Raw genomic sequence first — 22,269 nt, forward strand, 5'->3', positions numbered from 1 at the left:
GTTTTGGAGTAACAGCTTGCCGGATATTTAAAGGCAGCTACTTTTAGATGCGCTCGTTTTTTAGTCTAAACTCCAGTATTTTATAGCAATTTGAATTCACCCAAGTTTGCCAGCACATTGATATGGTGCGTCTGACACAAAAAATTTGTTTAAATCAAAACAATAGATTTCTGACACACCATACAAGTTGATTTAACTATTATATTATCCTTGAAATGAGGCAACCGAAACCCGATCGCGCCCTGCTTCTTTCGCCCGATAAAGCGACTCGTCGGCGATCGCAATTAGCTCCCCCGGCTGCGATATTGGCGCCGGAATGGAGCAAGCTACACCCAAACTCAGCGTCACGTATTCGCTGACAGCAGACTTAGCGTGAGGTATGTGCAAACCCCGCACCTGTTGTGCGATCATTTCAGCTACGCAAGTCGCACCTTCAATATCCGTATTCGGCAAAACTACTACAAATTCTTCCCCACCGTAACGCGCTACTAAATCTGCCGGTCGCTTTACCGAATGTTGGATAACCGCCGCCACTTGCCGCAAACATTCATCCCCCGCTTGGTGACCGTAAGTGTCGTTATAAAGTTTGAAATAATCAATGTCGCACATAATCAAAGACAGCGGTGCTTCTTCCCTTGCCAAACGCCGCCATTCCGTCTCGAGGTATTCATTAAAAGAGTGGCGGTTTCTTACCTCAGTCAAACTGTCGTAAGTTGCCAAATAGTGCAAGGCTCGATTCACCGTTTCTAACTGCTTTTTCTGCTGCTGCAACTGACGGTTGAGCTCCGCCAACTGCTGTTCGGCTGAGTGCGATCGCAACAAATTTCTCACCCTCGCCAGCAATTCCCTCTCGTCAAAAGGCTTTGAAATATAATCATCAGCACCCGCATCCAAACTTTCGATCCGAGCTTCCATCCCCGCTCGCGCTGTCAAAAAGATTACCGGAGTCGATTTCAATTCTGGCGTGTTCCGAATCTCCTTAAGCAAATCCAGTCCGTTTTGTCTGGGCATAACTTGGTCGCTCACAATCAAATTTGGCTGCAAAGTTTTGGCTTTTTCTAAACCTTCAACCCCGTCACTCGCCACGGCGACTCGATAGTACGGAGTTAATAAAGTTTGGAGGTAAGCCACCAAAAAATTGTTGTCTTCTACTACCAGCAACAGCGGTAATTCTCTGCTGTCAGTTGTTAATAGTTCCTCATTATTTTTGTCGTCAGAACTGTTAGGTTCCGGCAGCGGGGTCTGGAGTCCGCTCGCCCCGACATTTCCCGAACCCCACTCTCCGGCGCCGAATCCAGTCAGTCCCGCCAATTGGGCGATCGCGCTCACTAACTGATTCGCTTCCACCGGCTTCGACAAATGCCTCTGAAACCCCGCCTCCAGCGCCGATGCCGAATCTTCTTCCTCGATGCCTTCGGTCAGCGCCACGGCCGGCAGCAGTTCCCTGTGCTCGGAAATTTCCATTGCTCTGATGCGGCGGATCAAATCGCCGCCGTCGGCTCGCGATACCGTCATATCGCTCACCAACACGTCGGGCCGCGACTGTTGCAACTCGGCCATCGCTTCGGCGGCGCTACCCACCGCTGTTACCTTGGCTCCAAATGCTTCCAGGCCAGTTTTGAGAAATTTCCGGATCTCGGCGCTGCTTTCCACCACCAGGACTTGCTTTCCCGCTAGGGGTTTGGAAACCGATCCGGGTCTGCTTTCACTTTGGGCGATCGCAGCAGTGCGATCATCGGCTGCATTTTTGTTGGCAATCGGTAGCAGCACCCCAAAGGTGGCCCCCTGACCGATACCGGGACTCGAAGCCCAAACACTTCCCCCGTGCAGTTCCACTAACTGCTGCACAATTGAGAGCCCCAGCCCCAGCCGGTGGTGTTCCTTGCTCTGGAAGCTGTCTGCGGGGCGGAAGTAGTCAAAGATGTGTGGCTGAAATTTGGGGTCGATGCCGCAACCGCTGTCGCTGACCCGAATCAAGACGCCGGACGGACTAGGATCGAGGCGCACTTGAACTGGGTATGCTGTCGATTCTGGGGTGAATTTGATGGCGTTGGTAACGAGGTTCCATACTACTTGTTGCAAGCGTTCTGCATCTGCCAAAATGTAATCGACGGCGGGGTCGAAATGTTTTTCTACGCGGATGTTTTTAGCCTCGGCGTCGGGACGGAGGGTATCGATCGCAGATTCTACGATCGACGGGAGGTGAACTCGGCTGATGTTCAGGCACACTTTCCCCCGCAGCAGCCGCGAGAGGTCGAGGAGATTGTCTATTTGTCGGTTTTGTAATTTGGCGTTGCGCTCGATGATTTCCAAAGCGCGGCTGGTGGTGGCTTCGTTGAAATTGCGCGATCGAGCTAGCTGCGCCCATCCCAAAATCGCGCTCAGGGGCGATCGCAGTTCGTGGGAGGCGATCGCCAGAAATTCGTCTTTTGCCCGGTTGGCTTCGATTTGGGTGGCTTCAACGGCTTTGCGATCGGTGATGTCAAATCCGATCGCCAAATACTGACAGGGTTTTCCCTTAGAGTCCAACAGCGGAACTACTGTTGCGTACACCCAATAATCACTTCCATTCTTGGCTTTATTCTTAATATCTCCTTGCCAAACTTCACCTTTGGCAACAGTTGATAGCAGCTTTTTGATTAATTCCGAAGATTTATATTCCGAATGGAGGATGCCGAAGTGGCTGCCGATTAGTTCGGCCTGGGAATAGTTGGAAATAGAGCAAAGTCGTTCGCTGACATAGTTGATAATTCCTCGCGCGTCAGTCCTCACCGCAAGTGCCGATCGGTCGATCGCTATTTTAAAATCTAAACATTCTTGCAGCAACGAATCTCGTTCTTTTGTCGTAGAAATATAGCCTGGGCTATCAGGCGCGTTTTGTTGCTGGCGAGCGGGCTTATCCTTGTTCCGTTGTTGGATTTCCATTGCTTCTATCTTCCCCTGACGGCTGACACCTAATCTAATCGCATCCTGATTCATTATCACTATTTTCTTTCCCGCGCCGGCGGGTGCAATATTTTGTATCTCTTCATCTTCCGGAAAAATTGGCAGACACCACATCCACTCGGGAGTCACATCAATTTTTGTTTATAGGGGACTAAATTTTGTCAATCTGAGGACTGATTTTTTCCTATCTAGCCGATCATCGGCTGCTTGCTAATTCCCTTTTATATTTTATATTTTCTAGTTTACTATGTGGAATTACTGATAAATTTATGGTGGGAGCACGCGCCTAGAGTTGCATTCTTGTTTTAAACGGGTATCATAACCGTCAACTTTTTTCTCACAATTACTCCTGCTAGCTGGCCCAAAGTCTCGTCTTCGGCAGGCTTTCGGGTCTGTAGCATTCTGCCTCATCTGCACTGAAAGACAATATGTGCAGGGCTAGACAGTTCCGAAATCATGGGCGGGTTGGGGTGCACGAAGTCCCTATCTGGCGATCGTGCGTAACTTCTTTTAAATTATTTTCTTCTACATCTTGACAGGTCTGTACCTTTTTTGTATTATAAATGTAATATAACCTCGAACGATAGAACCGCCCAACTGCATTGACGCACTCAACTATTAACAACTTGAGGAAAATAGTCTGTGAATTTAGACAGGGTACGCGAGCAATTTGAACAAAGAGCATTTGATTATGACGGCTTAATTCCCCGCCTCATTCCGCGCTATCGCGAACAACACGATTTAATATTGCAGTTAATCCCTTTTAAAACTAATGCTAACATAAAAGTTCTGGATTTAGGCGCGGGGACAGGCATACTGTCGGCAATGATTTTGTCAGCATTTCCTCAAGCAAATGTCCTAGCCTTTGACATTGCCCAAAATATGCTGAAAATTTGCCAAACAAACTTGTCCGCTTTCCGAGAACGGCTGACCTTGCACCAAGGAAACTTTGCCGAAGATGATTTCGGCAGCGGTTACGATTTGGTAGTTTCAGGCTTGGCAATCCACCACCTCGACAGCGCATGCAAACAACAGCTATTTCACAAACTTTTCCACTCGATGAATCCAGGGGGAATCTTGCTAATTCGAGATATTGTGACAGGTGCTACTCCCCGGCTGACTGAGCAATACGAACAGTTGTGGCGGCAGTACATGAAAGCTAACGGAGAAGACCATGCAGCATGGTTTCACAACTATCTAAAAGAAGATATTCCCTCCTCTGTGGAAGAGCAGACCAAGTGGCTTGCAGAAGCTGGTTTTGCCGACGCTGGATGCCACTGGCGCTATCTAAATTTTGCGGTTTTTGGCGGACTTATCCCAAGGTAAAATGTATTCGGCCGAAGGTAAAGTTTGTGATAATTATCAAAAGATAAATTTCGTTAAAAATCGCACACCGAAGATTTTTTAATTTCACAAGGCAGAACCTAATTATGTAGATACTTAAAGGCGCCTTTTTCCGCTAGAAGTCGCGCCTAAACTTATTTATACTAGGAAATTTAATTTTCCCTAAACCTGTAGGGGCAGGTTCAGTCAAGCGTCATCTAGCAGAGCCAACAGATTCACTCTACCCGCCCCCACCAAACGATATAACCCGCTAGTGACATTTTGCAAAATGTGATTTAAAAACTCAATAAATAAATTAAAATTATGAACCCTTCTCGATTAGTAAAAATCAGCCGATATCTCAGCAAACACCTGCGTCACGCGCCCTCGCGCATCGGCATTGAACTCGCTCCCGGTGGCTGGATTCCTGTTAGCGAACTCCTCGATGCCTGCCAAAAAAACAACTTTCCAGTTCAGCTTGCAGAACTCCAGGAAGTAGTCGCGCAAAACGACAAGCAGCGCTTTTCATTTGACTCCACAGGCACTCTAATTCGTGCTAACCAAGGACACAGCGTAGAGGTTGACTTGCAGTTAGAACCTGCTGTTCCCCCGGATATTTTATATCACGGAACAGGTACCACTGCCGTCGAGTCTATTCTCAGTCAAGGAATTAGGAAAATGTCGCGCCATCACGTTCATTTGTCCGTGAATATCCAGACGGCGCGCCAAGTAGGTGCAAGACATGGCATCCCAGCAGTCTTTACTGTAGATGCCGCAGCCATGCAACGTGATGGTCATACATTTTACTGCTCGGAAAACAAAGTTTGGCTAGTAGATTTTGTGCCGCCCACGTATCTCAAAATAAGTTGATAATTTTCACTTTTTTGTAGAATGTGTACCACAAAAAATGTAAAATAAAAGTAAGTCGGAGTTTTGCCAAATGAGTGCGGAAGATATGGGCGATCGCGAAAACAATTTTCATCAAAACAATTCTCAAAATAGAGGTCTGCTAGGCTCTGGTTGGCGACCTTTTTACCGTCAATTTGATTGGGGACACCTGGTACATTTAGCGTCTAGCGACCCCTTAGAACTAGCTCAAAAAACTTTAGGGGCAGCTAGCGATATTGCCGACGCAATGGGACGACACCAATATACTTGGTGGGCCAATATTTTAAATGTATTTTCGGAAAATACTCGCTACGAAATTGATGAATTTTGGGATTACATTACTCCGCAGCCAGTTTACCCGGATTACCGCTACAAAGACGTTTTAGTTACCGAAACGCCTGTGGTGCAATTGGTCAGCCGCGCTAGCATTCCCATCGACTACGTTCTCAACAAGCTCCAAGAGATTACTGTTTTCAAAGTTCTCGATTTGCTAGGAAAGCCGGATGCAATTACCCAGTCTTTTATGGAGCGACATTTTTCTTATCCTCCGGAGCGGTTTGTTAGCTGGGAACGCTTGGAAGTTTTGGGTACTGTTTATGCTTCTTGGGCTCGATTCGGCTGCTGGCTACAAATTGACAGCTACGACAGGGGAAGACGCTGCTACACTCTAATTTGCCAAGATATTGCGCCGCTCGTTAGCAAGGCAACTTACAATTTAGCGGTGATTCTGGGGGGGTACAAAAGCCGCGTCGGACAGGTTCACAGCCAGTTCCCAATTCGCACGTTTTCTGCGGAGGTTCAAAGTTTTACGGATACAGTTCAGCAGGCAATTTTGGATCAAAATCAGTTGGCTGTTTTGGTTAGTGGCGAACCGGGTACGGGCAAAACTGCTTGGACGCAAGCGGTAGCAAAGGAAATTTTAGTGCCGCTGGGTTATGTAATTTTTATCTTAGACCACGATGCTGTGGAAAATTTTGTGCCACCGAGTTATTTAGAGCGGATTTGTATTATTATCAATGAGGCTGATAATTTGGCTCAAGATCGATCGACTGCCGAGGCACAACGCACTAACAAAACTGAACACATTTTGAGTTTGCTGGATGGAACTTTGTATCAAAGCGTCATCGACGAACACGGCATTCAATTTCAGCAAAAACTCGTAGTTTTGATGACTTGTAACACGACGGAAAGATTAGATCCTGCAATGTTACGGAAAGGGAGAGTGGATTTTACCAGTGAATTTACGCACAAATTTGTTTGAGCGCTCTCTTGCATTCTCAAGCTATCTGGCGATCGCACTGGCTACACGATCTCATAGTCGGGGGACAAAACAGAGCACTCCAGTCCCCTGCGACTATTATTCGGGGCGCGCGCGCGCTCTATGCCTGATCGTCAAACAGCAAGCGGACACTAGCTTTGGTCGGAATTTGATACAAAGGCCTATAGACATATCGCCATCAAAAATGATATCAATGATGGGTGATACCCTCTAAGGGGATCGTCCGAGAGAGCAAATCAGGGGAAAACAGCATTTTTGGTCTCAAACAGAATTTTTCAAACTTGACAGCTATGGAGGAAATCCCAAACCGTGCAAACTAAGCCAGTTCAGCAAAAAAGTCAGGGACTGGGAAGGTACGTTGACGGGACTTTCCCCATCGCGCAACAACCCGCAGAGGCAACCGTGTCCGAGAGTAAAGACAGATTTCGGCGGTTTGTGGAGCGCTCCGCCGAGGCCGTGGCAATGGTAGATTGTGAAATGCGCTATCTGTCGGTTTCTCGTCGCTGGGAAACAGATTGCGGGTTGGGCGACGGCGAGGCGATCGGTCGATATCATTGGGAACTGTTCCCGAATCTCCCGGAATATTGGGAGCAAAATGCCCAAGCTTGTTTGACGGGAGTTTTGGAATACAGCGAGTTTGTGGCAGGGCGATCGATCGCATCTGTATCAGGAAAAATCGCAAGCGGCTCTGTCAGCGAGTCGGTAAGATGGGTATTTCAGCCTTGGACAAATAGCGAAGGTGCGATCGGCGGTTTGATTTTGTTTGCATCTAAGATAGCTGAGGCTCCCGCTCAAACCAATTGCTCTAATAAATTTCAGTCCGAGGTCAAAAGCAAGCAGTTAGAAACAATACCACAACTAACTCAAATTGCCCTCGAAAATGCTGCTGATACAATCTTTTTTAGTACCTCAGACGGTCAAATTTGCTACGCGAACAAAGCCGCTTGCCATCTTTTCGGCTACTCGGAATCGGAACTGCTAAACATGAGGGTTAGCGACATCGATTCGCAGTTGCCGGCATCGGCTTGGCCCGAACACTGGGCTCAACTCAAGCAGCAAACCAACCTCACTTTTGAAACCAGCTACAAAACCAAAGACGGCGCCAGTTTTTCCGTCGAAGTTAAAGTCAATTATTTAGAATACGGCGGCTGCGAATACCGCTGCGCGATCGCCCGCGACATTTCCGCTCGCCTCGCAGCAGAATCAGCGCTCGTAGAGGCAAAAGAGCAACTTCAAGCCGTTTTGGACGCCGTGCCCGGATTAGTTTCTTGGGTAAGTTCAGATTTGCGCTATTTGGGAGTAAACCGACATTTAGCTAGCGCTTACAAAATGCCGGCAGAACTATTTATCGGTCAAAAAGTAGGTTTTTTAGAGACAAGTCCCAAATTTAACGATTTAGTATACGATTTCTTTGCCAACCATAAAAAGAAAACATCTCAAGAAGTAACAGCGAACATCAGAGGAGAAAATAAAACTTATCTAATAGTAGCTCAAAAATACCATAACAATACGGCGGCGGTATTTGTGGGATTGGACATTACAGAAAGCAAACAGTCTCTTTTTGCTTTGCAAGAATCCGAAGAACGCCTGCGACAACAAGCGGCTAAATTAGAGCATACGCTGTTAATTTTGCAGCAAACTCAAACTCAACTGATTCAAACAGAAAAGATGTCATCTCTGGGGCAGTTGGTAGCAGGAATCGCGCACGAAATTAACAATCCAGTTAGTTTTATTTCGGGCAATGTCAGCCACGCCACTGGCTACATTCAAGAACTGCTGCGATCGATCGACCTTTACCAAAAATATTATCCCCATCCCGTGCCGGAAATTCAAGATTTGATGGAAGAATTAGATTTAGACTTTATCAAAAAAGATTTGCCAAAACTGCTAAATTCAATGAAAGTTGGTTCCGAAAGGATTCGCGATGTCGTGCGATCACTCCGCTTGTTCTCGCGTACCGACGAAGCCCAAATGAAGCCTGCAGATATCCACGAAGGTTTGGACAGCACTGTTCTGATCTTGCAAAATCGCCTGCAAGCTAAAGGGGGACGACCGGGGATTTCTCTAGTTAAAGAGTACGGAGATTTGCCGCGAGTTCACTGCTATGCGGGACACTTAAACCAAGTGTTCATGCACTTGTTGACAAATGCGATCGACGCTTTGGAAGAAGGGGGGAGAAATCCCGAAAAGTATGGTAAAATGCAAAATCATTCTTACTTGTCTTCAGCCAGGTCGGGCTCTAAAATATTCAATCCCGAAATTCGGATTCGCACCTCCGTAGTAGGGGAAAACGAAGTTGCGATCGCCATTAGTGACAACGGCCCTGGGATGAGTGAAGAAGTCCTCGGCTGCATCTTTGACCCTTTGTTTACCACTAAATGTCCAGACACGAGCACAGGCTTGGGTCTAGCAATATCTCAGCATTTAGTAGTAGAAAAGCACGGCGGTAAGTTGCACTGTGTTTCGCGTCCGGGAGAGGGAACTGAGTTGATCATTAAAATTGCGATCGGCAAAGATTAATTAGCTATTTACAAATAGGAAATAAGATGGTAATTGAGTGGCTCAAATTTAAAGTACCTCAAGAAAAGTGGGAGCAGTTTATTCAGAGAGATCAGGAAGTTTGGACGGCGGGACTAAAAAGTTGGGACGGTTTTTTAGGCAAAGAAATTTGGGTAGATCCGGTGGAAAATGAGGTGGTGATGTTGATTCGCTGGGAAACTAGGGAGAAGTGGAAGTCGGTGCCACAAAGCACAATCGATGAGTTGGATGCCAAAATGGGCGATTTGCAAATTGCGATCGCCGAAAGTCGCGAATATCAAGTTCGCTAGTTTTTGCATTAGTTAGTCAGCAGTCAGTTGAGCGTGTTAATTTTTGAAAGATTAATCATGAGTTTTACCTTGATTGTACCGCAGACATCGACTTGGTATTTGGTGTGAAGGGCGATCGCTCTCGGTAAAATCATTGCAGTGTTTGGTATTTGCTGTTAGGGGCGATCGGGCCACCCCTTGCTTTCCACCTATGCAACCACAGATAACCTGGAAACTTTCGGATCTGATTTGTTGTGCGGTGTGCGCTACCTAGACAGTGACAGACTTGGCAATTTTTGCCAGCAATCGCAACGCTTCATTGACAGAAGCTGAGTCTCGAAATATTTCTGCTACGTCTGGATCGAGAATCACAACATTACTTGATTTCATATAGGCTTCATAGTATTTGCCACGGACACCACCTGAAAAATCGTATTCAGGTCTCATCTCGTCATTAATTGTTACTTCAGGTTCCTGACTCATAGCTTTTTCTCTCTTGTCGGGTGGCTAAACGGGCGCTGATTAAACGCACTTCACCTTCTCGTTCTGCATGGGACACAACAAAAAGGCGCTGTAAATTTGACTGACCGATCGTTAAAAGACGGAACTCACCTACAGAGTGGTTAGGGTCAGAAATTGTAATAGCCAGTGGATCTCCGAAGACAGTGACAGCTTCTTCAAAAGACACACCATGCTTTTTGGCATTACTAATCGCTTTGTTTGAGTCCCACTGAAACTTCATAGATCTATTGTACTCTCAAGCAGAAGAGGGAGGTTGGCAATTGCCTAGCTTACTGCTCTATTTTACTATTTAGGGCAAAATGGCGAAAATCAAAAATGTCACTGTGACTGACTTCTAGGAACTCATAGACTCTGAGGAATGTTGAACTGCTGCTGTAGCGCTGTCATGGCTTTCTCGGCTGGAATACCTTCACCTCGATCGGGCGATCGCCGCCCGTACAATCATCGCAGTGTTTGGTATTTGGTGTGAGGGGCGATCGCTCTTTCATTTTACGCGATCAGTCATCAGAAACAAGAAAGGGCGATCGCTATCTGTGCAAGCCTTGCACTGTTTAGTATTTGCTTTGCTGAACAGTTTTGAGGTAAACTATAATTGCTCAAAGTTTCTGGAGTCTGACATGGAAACAATGAAACTGATCTCGCATATTGGAACCGATGGCATATTGCTTCTCCAAATGCCCACTGAGTTTAAAGATACTTCTGTTGAAGTGGTAGTAGTTGTACAGAGTATACCATCAGAGGAAATTAAACCGAAGTATAACGCTTGGGGAAAACAGACTACTAAAAAATCAATTCAAGCAGCAATTGCGGGAATGCTACAACTGCGGCAAGAAATTGCCTTGGATAAAAGCTCAATCCGTTCCATGATTGAAGAAGGGCGCAGGTTTTAATGCAGTTTGTATTGGATTGTTCTGTAGTCATTAGTTCGTGCTTAGTCGATGAAGATAACGATTATGCCAATGCTATACTCGCGATGATGCCAGATTGCGAAGCATTTGTACCAGGCATCTGGTCACTAGAAGTTGCTAATACTCTCCTGGTTGCCGAGCGACGCAACCGCATGACAACCGAGCAATCTGAGATAGCTATTGCTTTGTTACAATCACTTTTAATTCAGGTTGACGAAGCCACGGATAGCAGCGCACTATCGTCAACTCTGGTGCTAGGAAGACAAGAAGGTTTAGGTGCTTATGATGCAGCTTATTTGGAGTTAGCACTACGATTGGAATTGCCGATCGCAACTCTTGATAATCGCTTGGCGGAAGCGGCAACTCGCTGTGATGTGGGGTGGGTAGCTGTTGGTGGAGAAATGCCAGAGATGGAGCCGTAATGCAATTGACAACAGATAATTGCTGCATTGGTTTCATGCGATCGTTCTTTCATTTTAGGCGATCGGTCATCTGAAAAAAGAAAGGGCGATCGCACCGGGCTGAAAAAATAGTAAGGGCGATCGCTCTTTTATTTTAGTCTATGGATCATCAGAAACAAGAAAGGGCGATCGCTCCGGGTTGAAAAAATAGTTTAGACTCTATCAGGACAAGTTCCCTGCCAGCTTCTCTGAGTACCAGCCTGATCGCCCTTTGGCAAGTTCTCAACTTTAGTAGCTCCCCCAAGTTTTTTTAAGTCGGAGTCACTGCTGACACCACAGGCATATAACAGCAAGTGTTTAATGCCTATCTTTTTAAACGGAAATCAGTACCGCGATTTGGGAAGCGGTTGTAGAATTCCTCTCTACCGATTTTAATCGAGTCTCCACCGCCAACCGCTGTTACAAACTCAATGCTATTAACGTAATGCCTATAATATTGACCGTCACGATGACGAATTACCAATGCACCAGGTTCACCCGCTGGGGCATATGGATCGACTGAACCATTACAAGGGATGTCAGCGACTACAGGATTAACACTCATAATCTGGTTAAACAAAGTAGAATTAACAGTCCGTTGAACAGGAACTCGACTCCAAAGATTTCTGAAGCGTGGGCAACCAAGTGCATAGGACTGTTTAACATCTTCAAAGACTGCAATAGCTGGCTTTCCTTGATACTCGATGATGTAGTCAGGAACACCATTGCCAGCATAAGCAATTGAGGCTGGAATAATGCTGAGAATTGAGATACCTGCTGTAAGGTAAGCTTTTAGAACCAACTTCGATTTCATAGTTATTTAGTAGGCGAAAAGGTATAAAATGGCAAGCAGTTAGTCTCTGCTTTGCTCCTTATTACTTCTTCTATGGTATTATAAATCAGGGATTGATTTAGTAAAAAAATGTTCAATTTAGTATACAAAATTTCCCCAGTTTCACTCTCTTCGATCTATTTGTGTAGAAAAATGTACAAAAAAGTTCTCAAAAGCAGACAAAGGTGAGCTATAATACACACAGCTCTCACATCCCTCGATCCGATGAATCTTAAAGAAATGTTAAATCTCGCCGATCGCATAATCTTTGAGAAAACGGGTCAACACCTTGACGATTTACAAGCAGCGGTACTCCGGGGGACTCTAGAACGTGAGACATACAAGCACATAGCCAAAGACTTTGATTGTTCGGAAAGTAGTGTTCGGAAAGTGGGATCGGAATTGTGGCAAATACTTTCAGAAGAGTTGGGAGAAGATATCAGTAAATCAAATTTACGATCGGCAATGGAGAGGTTGCAAGTCTCGATAGTTTCACATTCTGCACAAGACTCTGTGCAAATAGGCTTCGTTAATTTTTGTGGAGAAAACAGAGACCCGCCAGATATTCCAAACTCACAGCCACCAAATCAGGAAACATCTAATCCAAAACAAACCAAAACTTTGCATCAAGATTTAAGCGAAATGCCGGAGTTAGGTAATTTCTTCGATCGCACCCCCTCTCTTAACACCCTCACAACCTGGATTCTACAACAAAACTGCCGCCTCATCACCATCACCGGCCGACTCGGTATCGGCAAAACATCCCTAGCAGTACAACTCGTACAACAAATCAAAGACGAGTTTGAATACGCAGCTTGGTTCACACTAGACGAATTCCCCACCATCGATAAATTTCAATCTAACCTAATACAGCTTTTTTCCAATTCCGAAAATCTAGATTCATCCCTAACAAACCAGAAACGCTTACCGCTGATTAAGTATTTACAAAGCCATCGCTGTTTAGTAGTCTTAGATGACGTTCACAACCTTTTCTGTAGCGGCGAATTGGCAGGAAAATATAAACCAGAATACGAAGAATATCGCTCCCTATTCAAACAGATAGAAAAATTATCCCATCAAAGTTGCTTTCTGCTAATCGGTTGGGAACCACCGAAAGAAGTTCCTCAACTCACAAGCGAAAATACTCCCATTCGTACCTTACAACTCACTGGTTTAGACACCGCGGCCGCACGGGAAATACTCAGAAATAAAGGATTAGCAGAACTAGACAACTGGGAAACACTCATTCAGGGCTACCAAGGCAACCCCTTCTGGTTAAAAAGCGTGGCGACTCTGATTCAAGAGTTGGGAATCGGCGCGAATGACTTATTAATAGCTGTTTGATCGAAAAACAGGAAAGTCTTTACACTTTGCCACCTGTACTGAAGCAATATATCAAAGGGTTATAACTCACATCTTGCACTATTCTCAAGAACAGGCAATATGCCTGTTCCACAAAGAGTGAATTTTCTTGTGGAACAGGCCGAAAAGCCTGTTCCTAAAAAGCTTATTGACAATGGTGCAACATCTCAGTTATAACCAAATTAGTCCGGGACGCATAAATACCAAAGAAACCGGGTTTTTTACCGAGTCTGCGGGCTGCGACGAAGTATTTTTGTAAAAAAACCAGGTTTATGAACCCCATGCGTAAATCCTAATTTTAAGAAAATTTTGCATAGAGAGCTGAAATAAAATTAACGCTTAAAAAGCCTACTCCTAGTATGAGAATGATAAAGATGGCGATACTGAAAATAGACTTTAGCCGATCGCCAATTCCGCGTTTTTCTGAGTTCATTGGTCAATTTTTGCAGTAAATTTGAGAGGGGCAATTGAGAAAGTGTAAATTTTATACCAATGCGCGAACAAAAAGGCAACTCCAGACACGCTCCAAATCCTGATCGCGCTCAGTAGGTCGCATTTTTTTAACTTTTAATCTAAAATCTAAACTCTAAAATAGTCTTAGGCATTTTTCGGTTAGCCCGGGCAGCTATTGTCGATCGCCCGAACCCGATGGCGCTAACTCCTGTAAAATAGAGGGCGCGTTGGGGCGAACCTTTTAACAGCCGGAATTAGGGGCGATCGTCACAGGCTCCCAAATACATAATAATATGGCAGTCATCCTTAACTTACTCACAAAGGTAAAAATAGAAGAGTGCCAAGAAATAATCTAAAACATATAACTGAAAAAAGGATAGAAATCGATGCTCCACCCAGTCGCGCAACCTTACCAACAACGAGCAAATACTATGACCCAAAGAGCCGTGCGGAAGCCAAAACCCTCTGTTGCAAACCACTTGAGACCAAGTTTTCCTCAAAGGCACTGGCTCGAGCTGGCAGAGTACGCCTCTCTGGCGGCCTCTGGTGTGGGTTCCCTGGCGGTGGCAGTGTCGGGTCAAGCTTTTTACGGGGTGGCTCCCCTAACTTTGGCTTTGTCGCTGAATGTTGCTAACCGGTATCGATTCGAGCAGCAAGTGCGGGTGCATCAAAATTCGGAAATGGCCCAAGTCCAAAAGTCTGTAAATAAGGTCGAAAAAACGGCCGTGACGGTAATTGTTAAATTACGCAAGCAGTTGTCAGCAGATATTGCAGCGCTGCGCCAGCAAATGGCTGCACTGCCTAGGCATGAGGCTGTTGAGGAGTCGATCAACATCCAGCGGCAGTTGCTGAGTTTAGGAGAGTCGGTAGCTTCTTTGCAAGAAATCGTAGCGTCTGCTGTGCTCGATGTCCGCCAGCAGGTGAGCGAACAACTGCAAGATTTATCGGTTGGCCAACAGGCGAATCTCCAAGCTGTGGAACAGGCTATAGAACAACTGCAAAGCGCGACGCAAGGCTTGGTAGAAACTTCTATCACCAGAGACGATTGGGAAGTAGTAAATACTCGATTTTTGGAAATCCAGAAAGTCATGGCCAATTTGCAAAGCCAACTGCAAGTTCCCGCGCACCAATCAACTGCGGATTTGTCGATAGTCCAAGCTCAAATCCACCGTTTGGAACACGAGCAGCAAGAAGTTGTCAAACCTCACCTCAAGCGCTTAATCACGGTTGTCAAGGAGTTGCAGCACACAGCAGAGAACCGTCAGTAGTCATTAGTCAGCAGTCATTAGTCATCAGTCATTAGTCATCAGTCAGAAGGAAGATTTTTTCCCTCGGACACTGAGACACTCAGACACTCTCCGACTGTCGCCCGATCGAGTCCAAATTTTTGGACAACTGTGTTACAAAATGAAAAGCTAATCTGTCTAGTTCACTTGTTTTCAACCTGTTACAAGAAAATTAAATGACTGCAACCGTAACTATTGCTGATAACCCGTTACTAATCGGTCAAGGATTGCCCCCATTTGACGCGATCAAACCAGAACACGTAGTCCCCGCTGTTACCCAACTGCTGACCGAACTAGAAGCCTCGCTAGCTGACTTAGAATCGTCTGTAGAGCCGACTTGGAGCGGCTTAGTAGAACCATTGCAGCGACTCGGAGAGCGTTTAAATTGGAGCTGGAGCATTGTCGGACATTTGATGGGCGTGAAAAATAGCCCGGAACTGCGATCGGCTCACGAAACAGTGCAGCCGGAAGTAGTAAAATTTTGGAGCAAGCTCAGTCAAAGCAAACCGCTTTATGAAGCTTTTAAAGCGCTGCGGGCTAGCGAAAATTGGGACAGCTTAGAGTCAGCTCAAAAGCGAATTGTCGAAGCCGCTGTCCGAGACGCCCAACTCTCCGGCGTCGGTTTAGAAGGCGAGCAAAAAGAGCGTTTTAATGCCATTCAATTAGAATTGGCGGAAATTACTACCCAATTTTCCAATCACGTCCTCGACGCTACCAAAGCATTCAGCATCACCCTCACAAACAAAGATGAAATTGACGGTTTGCCACCGAGTTTGTTGAGTTTAGCAGCTCAAGCCGCTCGCAGCGCGGGCGAAGAAAATGCGGATGCCGAAAACGGCCCTTGGCGGATTACTTTAGACTTTCCGAGTTACGGCCCTTTCATGCAGCACAGCACCCGCCGCGACTTGCGCGAAAAGTTGTACAAAGCTTTTATCGGCAGAGCAAGTAGCGGAGAATTGAATAACTGGCCGTTGACCGATCGCATTTTGGCTTTGCGCCAGGAAAAAGCTGCTTTGCTGGGGTTTAGCAGTTATGCCGAATTGAGCTTGGCGAGCAAAATGGCTCCCGACGTTACAGCAGTGGAAGCTTTGTTAGAAGAATTGCGTCAGGCTAGTTATGATGCTGCTGTCAAAGATTTAGAAGAATTGAAAGCTTTTGCTGCCGAAAAAGGCGCGGCGGAAGCTGGGGATTTGAAGCACTGGGATATTGGTTTTTGGTCGGAACGGCGCAGGGAAGAAAAGTTTGCTTTTAGTGCCGAAGAATTGCGACCTTATTTTGCTTTGCCACAGGTATTAGAGGGGTTATTTGGATTAGTAAAACGGCTGTTCGGCGTGACAGTAACTGCGGCGGACGGTCAAACTCCTGTGTGGCACAAAGATGTGCGCTATTTCCAAATAGATGATGAAGCAGGAAATACGATCGCCAATTTCTATTTAGACCCCTACAGCCGCCCCGAGGAAAAGCGCGGCGGTGCTTGGATGGACGAGTGCGTGGTGCGCGCTAAATTTGTGGAAGCGGGAAAAACAACTACGCGGTTGCCGGTGGCTTATTTGGTGTGCAACCAAAGTCCTCCTGTTGACGGCAAACCGAGTTTAATGACTTTCTTGGAAGTCGAAACTTTGTTTCACGAATTCGGTCACGGTTTGCAGCATATGCTGACAACGGTTGACTATCCGGGGGCTTCGGGCATCAATAATGTTGAGTGGGATGCGGTGGAATTGCCCAGTCAATTTATGGAAAATTGGTGTTACGATCGCGCGACTTTGTTCGGGATGGCAAAGCATTACGAAACCGGGGAAACTTTGCCGGAACACTACTACCAAAAACTGTTAGCAGCGCGCCACTACATGAGTGGCACCGTCATGCTCAGGCAAGTACATTTTAGCAGCGTTGACATTGAATTGCACCACCGCTATCGATCGGGCGGCAGCGAAACTGTGGCAGATGTCCGCAACCGTATCGCTAAAACTACGACTGTTTTGCCTCCTCTGGAAGAAGACGCATTTTTGTGCGCTTTCGGACACATTTTTGCGGGCGGCTATGCGGCGGGGTATTACAGTTATAAATGGGCGGAAGTTCTCAGCGCTGATGCTTTTGCGGCGTTTGAGGAAGCGGGTTTGGAAGATGAAAGTGCGATCGCCTCTACAGGTAAGCGCTTCCGAGATACAGTATTAGGATTGGGCGGGAGTTTGCACCCGATGGAAGTGTTTAAAACTTTCCGGGGACGCGAACCGAGCACTAAAGCTTTGTTGAGACACAGCGGTTTAGTTGCGGCTTAATCTGGCTTAATCTACTGTGGAATAACTGGGGATTAATGCGGATGAATTTATCTGCATTAATCCCTGTTTTTTGTTAAACAAGATTTGCACATATCCTGTATGTATAGGGTGCGGTGTGGATGAAGTCTTACCGCTATAATACATATCAAATCCGGTAGCATCGGAATTATATCTCTCTGTTCTCTGTGCTCTCTGCGGTTTAATCATTTCATTCCAATGCAACAGGAATTCATATCATGCGTAAAACCACTTTTTGCCTAACTTGTGCTGAATTCAAAATGTTTGTAGTAAAAACTAAAGCGCTCAGATTTTTATACTAATTCCCACAATTATTGCTAGCTATAATTCTGCGACCATTTGTAGGGAAACGGCACTGCCATTTCCGGCGCGAGACTAGGTAAATTTTCATAATTGTTATAAAATTGATAAGTGTAGCAGCACTTATTTTATTAGTATTAATAGAACTTGTGTTCCTAACTACAAACCAATTTTATTGTCTAACAGGATGCCAGAAACCTCTGTAGTTTGGCACATCATCCCGAATATTTTTTAGGACTCAGCCCAACTGTCACAAATAGGGGTTAAATTTTAGGTATGTAGTGGCGCTTCAGCGCTCTTAAGGAATAAAAAATAAATAAGGTGACTAATAGAGCAATAGTTTTCCTTGGATCAAGGCTTCTGGGGTTTAATTGTGCAAGTTATTTATTTTTCATTCCTTAGCTTAGGAAAGAGCGCTGAAGCGCAACTACATACCTTTGTGCCACTTGGCCTTAGTCCTATTTTTGTGAAAAATCGGGCAGAAAGTGCGATCGCCAGCAGCTTTTAGTTTAGGTTGAAGGCTCATCCAAGCAGCATTTGCGAATATTTTTTGTCATTTAACACTAATTATACTTAACTTTCCCTGTCCCGGAAATTAACTTTATATTTCGCAACATTTACGGGCTATTTTTTCGATACAGCGAATGCTTTTATTTGCAACTCAAAATCGACGCTTTTACCAAATCTTTAAGATAGAGCGGCAACAGCGAGTCTTTTTTAAATTTTTGATAAAGAACGGGGTACTCGGCGTCAAAAGGGTAAAAATTTTAGGTAAAAACTAAAAAACTTATTGGGAATTAATTTGATAATTCTCAAAAAAATTTTTGTATATTATATGATAAAAAGTAAGGGTTAATAGTCCATCGTTCACCTACAGATTAAGATTTTCATGGATATTCAATTAATTAATATCGGTTTTGGTAACATTGTGTCTGCTAATCGAGTGATTGCCATTGTAAGTCCCGAGTCAGCGCCAATTAAGCGAATTATTACTGATGCGCGGGAGCGGGGACAACTGGTTGACGCTACTTACGGCCGCCGCACGAGAGCGGTAATTATTACAGATTCGAGTCACGTCATCCTCTCGGCGATTCAGCCGGAAACGGTTGCTAATCGTTTTGTGATCAGCAAAGACGGTCAAAGTCGGGATGATTGAGGTTTGTTAGTTGCAATTTGAGCGCTTACAGTTTAGAGTAAGCAGAAACTTAAATTGTTACACGTTTCTCTTCTAAAAATGAAATCTGGTAAATTAATTGTTCTGACGGGGCCTAGCGGTGTGGGGAAAGGCACCTTAGTACGATCGCTCCTCAATCGCCATTCCGAATTATATCTTTCGGTATCGGTGACAACTCGATCGCCCCGTGAGGGAGAAATTGAGGGACAGCACTACTATTTTGTCAGCCGCAGCCGCTTTGAACAAATGGTTGAGGCTGGAGAGTTGGCGGAATGGGCCGAGTTTGCCGGTAATTTTTACGGTACTCCTTATTTTGGTCTCAAGCAAGGAATTGGTGAGGGAAAATGGGTAATCCTCGAAATTGAGTTGGAAGGAGCTAGGCAAATTAGGAATAATTTTCCAGAGGCGCTGCGAATTTTTATTTTACCTCCTTCTTGGGAAGAATTGGAACGGCGCCTGCGGAGTCGGGGTCAAGATTCCGAAAGTGCGATCGCCCGTCGGTTGGTGCGGGCTAAAGAGGAAATTGAAGCTGCGGGGGAATTCGATTTCCAAGTTGTCAATGAGGATTTGGAAGTTGCTTTGAAAAAGCTAGAATCAATACTTAATTTGGTTGAGCTTTCAGGTAACTAATGACTAATTACCCATTTCTCCGTCCTGGCTAAAACTTCGCTACTTTGTTTAATAGCAACACAAACTTTTAAATTCAATTCCAGAATATTAGATGAAGGCGAAATTTTTCTCAACGGTTCAATTTCGCGAGCAGAACAGCCCAACATTTCCATATAAGCTAGCGTCCAGCCAATAGCTGCAATGTCCCTTACATTGCCTTCTCCGGCACAAAGGTAACAATCCAATTCGCCCTCCGGCCCACACTCAGGACAAACCCAATTGCCCAGTTGTGAATAGGGCAGATTTGTGCGGGAGGCGGATGCAATTGTTAATGCTTTAATATGATTTTGAACTACTTGTTTAAAACCTCGGTTTTGGTCGCTGCGGTGGTCGGAATTACCGTGCGATCGCCCGATTGCTACTGCTTGCTGTTGTGGCGAAGCAAGAGAGGCTGTTTGGTTGTCCCTGGTTACTCTCGATTCGCCTAGGTTCGCCGTTAGCTGAATACCATAGTCTTTCGACTCGGCAGTCTGAGAGTGGTTGAGTGCGCTGGAGGAATCGGGTTCGGAAGTTGTGAAGGATTCTTCTATGCGATCGGCAAAATCTTGCATTGAGAGGTGATGTTCGATCGCCAAAGACCAAGTTCTTTTATGTCGGAGGTCGCCATATTTTCTGGCTTCTTCCTCAGTAATGCCGATCGCCGCAGCCTCTTGGCGCAGCACATTCATCGAAGTCATTGTATCTGATATCATTAGTTTGTTTGCAGTTAAATTTACGATCGCCGGCTCAGCCTACAAATAAATTACCTTAGATATACTACAATAGTCCGGACTATTTTGAGATCCTAGTCGGAAACCCTTGATTTTCCGTTAGGAAGTCGATTCTGCAATCGCCCTGAAACCCTTATTTTACGCTTGGCAATCACACACTGTCCGAAGTATTGATAGTAGCCTAAATCTAAAATCTACAATCTAAAATCTAAAATAGGATGACTTCAATTCTTCCCGATACAGCTTTATCTGTTGCCGGACTAACATCTTACCTGCAAGACTTGTTGGAGGGCGATCGCAACCTGCAATCAGTTTGGCTGACAGGCGAGGTGTCGAACGTTTCGCACCACCCCAGCGGCTGCTTTTTCACTCTGTGCGACACCGACAAAAGCGCTGCTATTCGCTGCGTGGTGTGGAATTCTCTGCGGCAGAAATTGGTGCAAATGCCCGCCAAAGGGGAACAGTTGCTGGTTTTGGGAAGCATCCGGGTTTACAAAAATCGCGGCGAGTACCAGTTGACTGTTGTGCAATCGCTACCGGCTGGCGCAGGATTGCAGGCTTTGCGGTTGCAGCAATTGCGATCGCGCTTGGATGCTGAGGGTTTCTTCGATCCCGCCAGAAAGCGCCCGATTCCGGCACACCCGCAAATTGTGGCCGTGGTGACATCCGATACCGGCGCTGCTTGGGGAGACATTCAGCGCACTCTAGCCCAAAGATATCCGGGTTTGCGGGTGTTGCTGTCGCCGACAGGAGTGCAGGGAGAATTGGCTGCTGCTGCCATTGCTAGGGCGATCGCCCGCGTAGAATTGGACGGTAGGGCGGATGTGATCGTGTTAGGGCGGGGCGGCGGTTCTGCGGAAGATTTGGCTTGTTTTAATGATGAGAGAGTTGTCAGGGCGATCGCGAATTGTGCGATTCCAATTATTACAGGTATCGGACACGAAAGAGACGAATCTCTCGCCGATTTAGTAGCAGATAAACGAGCCCACACTCCCACTGCGGCGGCCGCTCAAGCTGTACCAATTTTGGCCGATCTTTACTTTGAACACAAGCAGCGAATGGTCAATTTAGCAAACGCTGTGCGGGCAAGATTTCAGACAGAAGAAGAGCATTTGCAACTGTTACAAAATCGATTAAAACGTTTGCCTGCGACATCCCGAACTTTGCGGCAAGCAACTGGTAAACTGGAGGTATTGCAAGAAAAGTTATCCGCACTGAATCCGGCTGCGGTTTTGCAAAGGGGTTATGCGGCGGTAATCCAAAGTGAGGGTACGATCGTCCGCACAACTGAGGGTTTGGAATTGGGAGAGGAATTGACTGTGAGGTTGAGTCGGGGCCTGCTGAAAGTTAAGATTGTAGAAGTATTGGATGCGGAAGAAAAGTTATGATTGATTCGCAGTTGCGCCAGTCTGACTGGAATTATGAGGAAACGGTCGATAGAATTGAAGCGATTATCGATCGGGTGGAATCGGGAGAGTTGCCTCTAGAGGAGGTTTTCGAGCAGTTTGGGGTGGCTGTCGAGTGTTTGCAGGAGTGCGAAAGCTTTTTGGCGCGGGGGAAGGAACAGATGGATTTGTCGATCGAGCTTTTAGCCACAGAACCCGATTTTTAACTGGAGATAAACTCGGATCAATGTGGATGAAATAGCGCGTTTTGCCGAAAGTCCGACAGGGAATTAATTCCCTGTCTCATAGCGAAAGTCCTCGCTATGAGGAGTGTTAAACTCATGATACTAAGTAAGTAGGCGGGATTAAACTGAACCATGTAACTGTATGTAAACATTGCTCAGTCAGCCGCGCTTAGGGCTAAGGATACTTTACCATCGTTTATATAGTTGGGTTTTACACCACCTACTTAAGCTGTACCATCCATGAACACAGACACGCACAGACCACCGAACTGGTTAATGAATGAGTCCGTCTCAATACTATCGGCAAGCGTCTCGGCTATCCTTAGATGAATATTAGAAAAAATACTAGCCTGTTCTGCGATACTATGTTGGAGCGAGAAATTCAGTAGGGTGAGACAAGTCAATTTCAAGAAGCATTGAGTCTATGTCAACAGACATAGATT

General features: G+C 45.7%; 18 protein-coding genes and 1 pseudogene. 14 read left to right on the top strand and 5 right to left on the bottom strand.

All coding sequences use genetic code 11. From position 1 onward, the window contains the following. Window positions 1-204: 204 nt before the first annotated feature. Window positions 205-3,075 carry a diguanylate cyclase domain-containing protein gene (locus QUA74_RS25695; protein WP_333334700.1) on the bottom strand — a complete coding sequence of 957 codons (2,871 nt, stop codon included), beginning with the start codon at window positions 3,073-3,075 and terminating at the stop codon, window positions 205-207. A gap of 513 nt (window positions 3,076-3,588) precedes the next feature. On the opposite strand from QUA74_RS25695, the gene QUA74_RS25700 reads away from it, so the two are divergent. The 5 genes from QUA74_RS25700 to QUA74_RS25720 all read left to right on the top strand — a co-directional run bounded on the left by QUA74_RS25700 (window position 3,589) and on the right by QUA74_RS25720 (window position 9,264). After that, window positions 3,589-4,272 carry a methyltransferase domain-containing protein gene (locus QUA74_RS25700; RefSeq protein ID WP_333334702.1) on the top strand — a complete coding sequence of 228 codons (684 nt, stop codon included), beginning with the start codon at window positions 3,589-3,591 and terminating at the stop codon, window positions 4,270-4,272. 321 nt (window positions 4,273-4,593) lie between these two features. Then, window positions 4,594-5,139 (top strand): RNA 2'-phosphotransferase, encoded by a 546-nt coding sequence (locus QUA74_RS25705; protein ID WP_333334704.1) that lies wholly within the window; start codon window positions 4,594-4,596, stop codon window positions 5,137-5,139. Between the two features lie 70 nt (window positions 5,140-5,209). Beyond that, the gene (locus QUA74_RS25710; protein WP_333334706.1) at window positions 5,210-6,418 is read left to right on the top strand and encodes an AAA family ATPase; all 1,209 of its coding nucleotides are present in this window, start codon (window positions 5,210-5,212) and stop codon (window positions 6,416-6,418) included. A gap of 327 nt (window positions 6,419-6,745) precedes the next feature. Then, window positions 6,746-8,956, top strand: a complete 2,211-nt coding sequence (locus QUA74_RS25715; RefSeq protein WP_333334708.1) for a PAS domain S-box protein — start codon at window positions 6,746-6,748, stop codon at window positions 8,954-8,956. Window positions 8,957-8,982: 26 nt separating this feature from the next. Next, entirely contained in the window at window positions 8,983-9,264 is a 282-nt protein-coding gene (locus tag QUA74_RS25720; RefSeq protein ID WP_333334710.1) for a TIGR03792 family protein, read from the top strand. A gap of 249 nt (window positions 9,265-9,513) precedes the next feature. On the opposite strand, the gene QUA74_RS25725 is transcribed toward QUA74_RS25720, so the two are convergent. Next, entirely contained in the window at window positions 9,514-9,726 is a 213-nt protein-coding gene (locus tag QUA74_RS25725; RefSeq protein WP_106147613.1) for a hypothetical protein, read from the bottom strand. Beyond that, the gene (locus QUA74_RS25730; protein WP_333334712.1) at window positions 9,710-9,985 is read right to left on the bottom strand and encodes a BrnT family toxin; all 276 of its coding nucleotides are present in this window, start codon (window positions 9,983-9,985) and stop codon (window positions 9,710-9,712) included. The genes QUA74_RS25725 and QUA74_RS25730 overlap by 17 nt, the downstream gene beginning before the upstream one ends. 397 nt (window positions 9,986-10,382) lie before the next feature. On the opposite strand from QUA74_RS25730, the gene QUA74_RS25735 reads away from it, so the two are divergent. Further along, the gene (locus QUA74_RS25735) at window positions 10,383-10,655 is read left to right on the top strand and encodes a hypothetical protein (RefSeq protein WP_333334713.1); all 273 of its coding nucleotides are present in this window, start codon (window positions 10,383-10,385) and stop codon (window positions 10,653-10,655) included. Further along, window positions 10,655-11,095, top strand: a complete 441-nt coding sequence (locus QUA74_RS25740) for a type II toxin-antitoxin system VapC family toxin (protein ID WP_333334715.1) — start codon at window positions 10,655-10,657, stop codon at window positions 11,093-11,095. Before QUA74_RS25735 ends, QUA74_RS25740 begins: the two co-directional genes overlap by 1 nt. Before the next feature lie 343 nt (window positions 11,096-11,438). Here QUA74_RS25740 and QUA74_RS25745 read toward each other — a convergent pair whose 3' ends face one another. Beyond that, window positions 11,439-11,927 carry a hypothetical protein gene (locus QUA74_RS25745; protein WP_333334717.1) on the bottom strand — a complete coding sequence of 163 codons (489 nt, stop codon included), beginning with the start codon at window positions 11,925-11,927 and terminating at the stop codon, window positions 11,439-11,441. 243 nt (window positions 11,928-12,170) lie between these two features. Here QUA74_RS25745 and QUA74_RS25750 point away from each other — a divergent pair. From QUA74_RS25750 to gmk, 5 genes and pseudogenes are all read left to right on the top strand, one after another. Then, window positions 12,171-13,354, top strand: a pseudogene (locus tag QUA74_RS25750) (NB-ARC domain-containing protein). A gap of 837 nt (window positions 13,355-14,191) precedes the next feature. After that, window positions 14,192-15,028 (top strand): hypothetical protein, encoded by an 837-nt coding sequence (locus QUA74_RS25755; RefSeq protein ID WP_333334719.1) that lies wholly within the window; start codon window positions 14,192-14,194, stop codon window positions 15,026-15,028. A 194-nt stretch (window positions 15,029-15,222) separates the two neighbouring features. Further along, window positions 15,223-17,325, top strand: coding sequence for a M3 family metallopeptidase (locus QUA74_RS25760; RefSeq protein ID WP_333334721.1), 2,103 nt, complete (start codon window positions 15,223-15,225; stop codon window positions 17,323-17,325). A gap of 1,207 nt (window positions 17,326-18,532) precedes the next feature. Then, window positions 18,533-18,799: an extracellular matrix/biofilm regulator RemA gene (remA, locus tag QUA74_RS25765; RefSeq protein WP_190659785.1), complete on the top strand. Its 267-nt coding sequence runs from the start codon at window positions 18,533-18,535 to the stop codon at window positions 18,797-18,799. A 78-nt stretch (window positions 18,800-18,877) separates the two neighbouring features. Next, a complete protein-coding gene (gene gmk, locus QUA74_RS25770; RefSeq protein ID WP_333334723.1) occupies window positions 18,878-19,447 on the top strand; it encodes a guanylate kinase in 570 nt (189 codons plus the stop codon). Here gmk and QUA74_RS25775 read toward each other — a convergent pair. After that, complete coding sequence (locus QUA74_RS25775) at window positions 19,444-20,178, bottom strand: hypothetical protein (RefSeq protein WP_333334725.1); 735 nt, start codon at window positions 20,176-20,178, stop codon at window positions 19,444-19,446. The genes gmk and QUA74_RS25775 overlap by 4 nt on opposite strands. Window positions 20,179-20,414: 236 nt before the next feature. Between QUA74_RS25775 and xseA the strand changes: the two genes are divergently transcribed. Together xseA and xseB are read left to right on the top strand one after the other, a co-directional pair. Further along, window positions 20,415-21,584, top strand: a complete 1,170-nt coding sequence (gene xseA, locus QUA74_RS25780; protein ID WP_333334727.1) for an exodeoxyribonuclease VII large subunit — start codon at window positions 20,415-20,417, stop codon at window positions 21,582-21,584. Further along, window positions 21,581-21,808, top strand: coding sequence for an exodeoxyribonuclease VII small subunit (xseB, locus tag QUA74_RS25785; RefSeq protein WP_333334729.1), 228 nt, complete (start codon window positions 21,581-21,583; stop codon window positions 21,806-21,808). The genes xseA and xseB overlap by 4 nt, the downstream gene beginning before the upstream one ends. Window positions 21,809-22,269 lie beyond the last annotated feature (461 nt).

This window comes from Microcoleus sp. LAD1_D3 (assembly GCF_036702135.1).
Lineage (GTDB): Bacteria > Cyanobacteriota > Cyanobacteriia > Cyanobacteriales > Microcoleaceae > Microcoleus.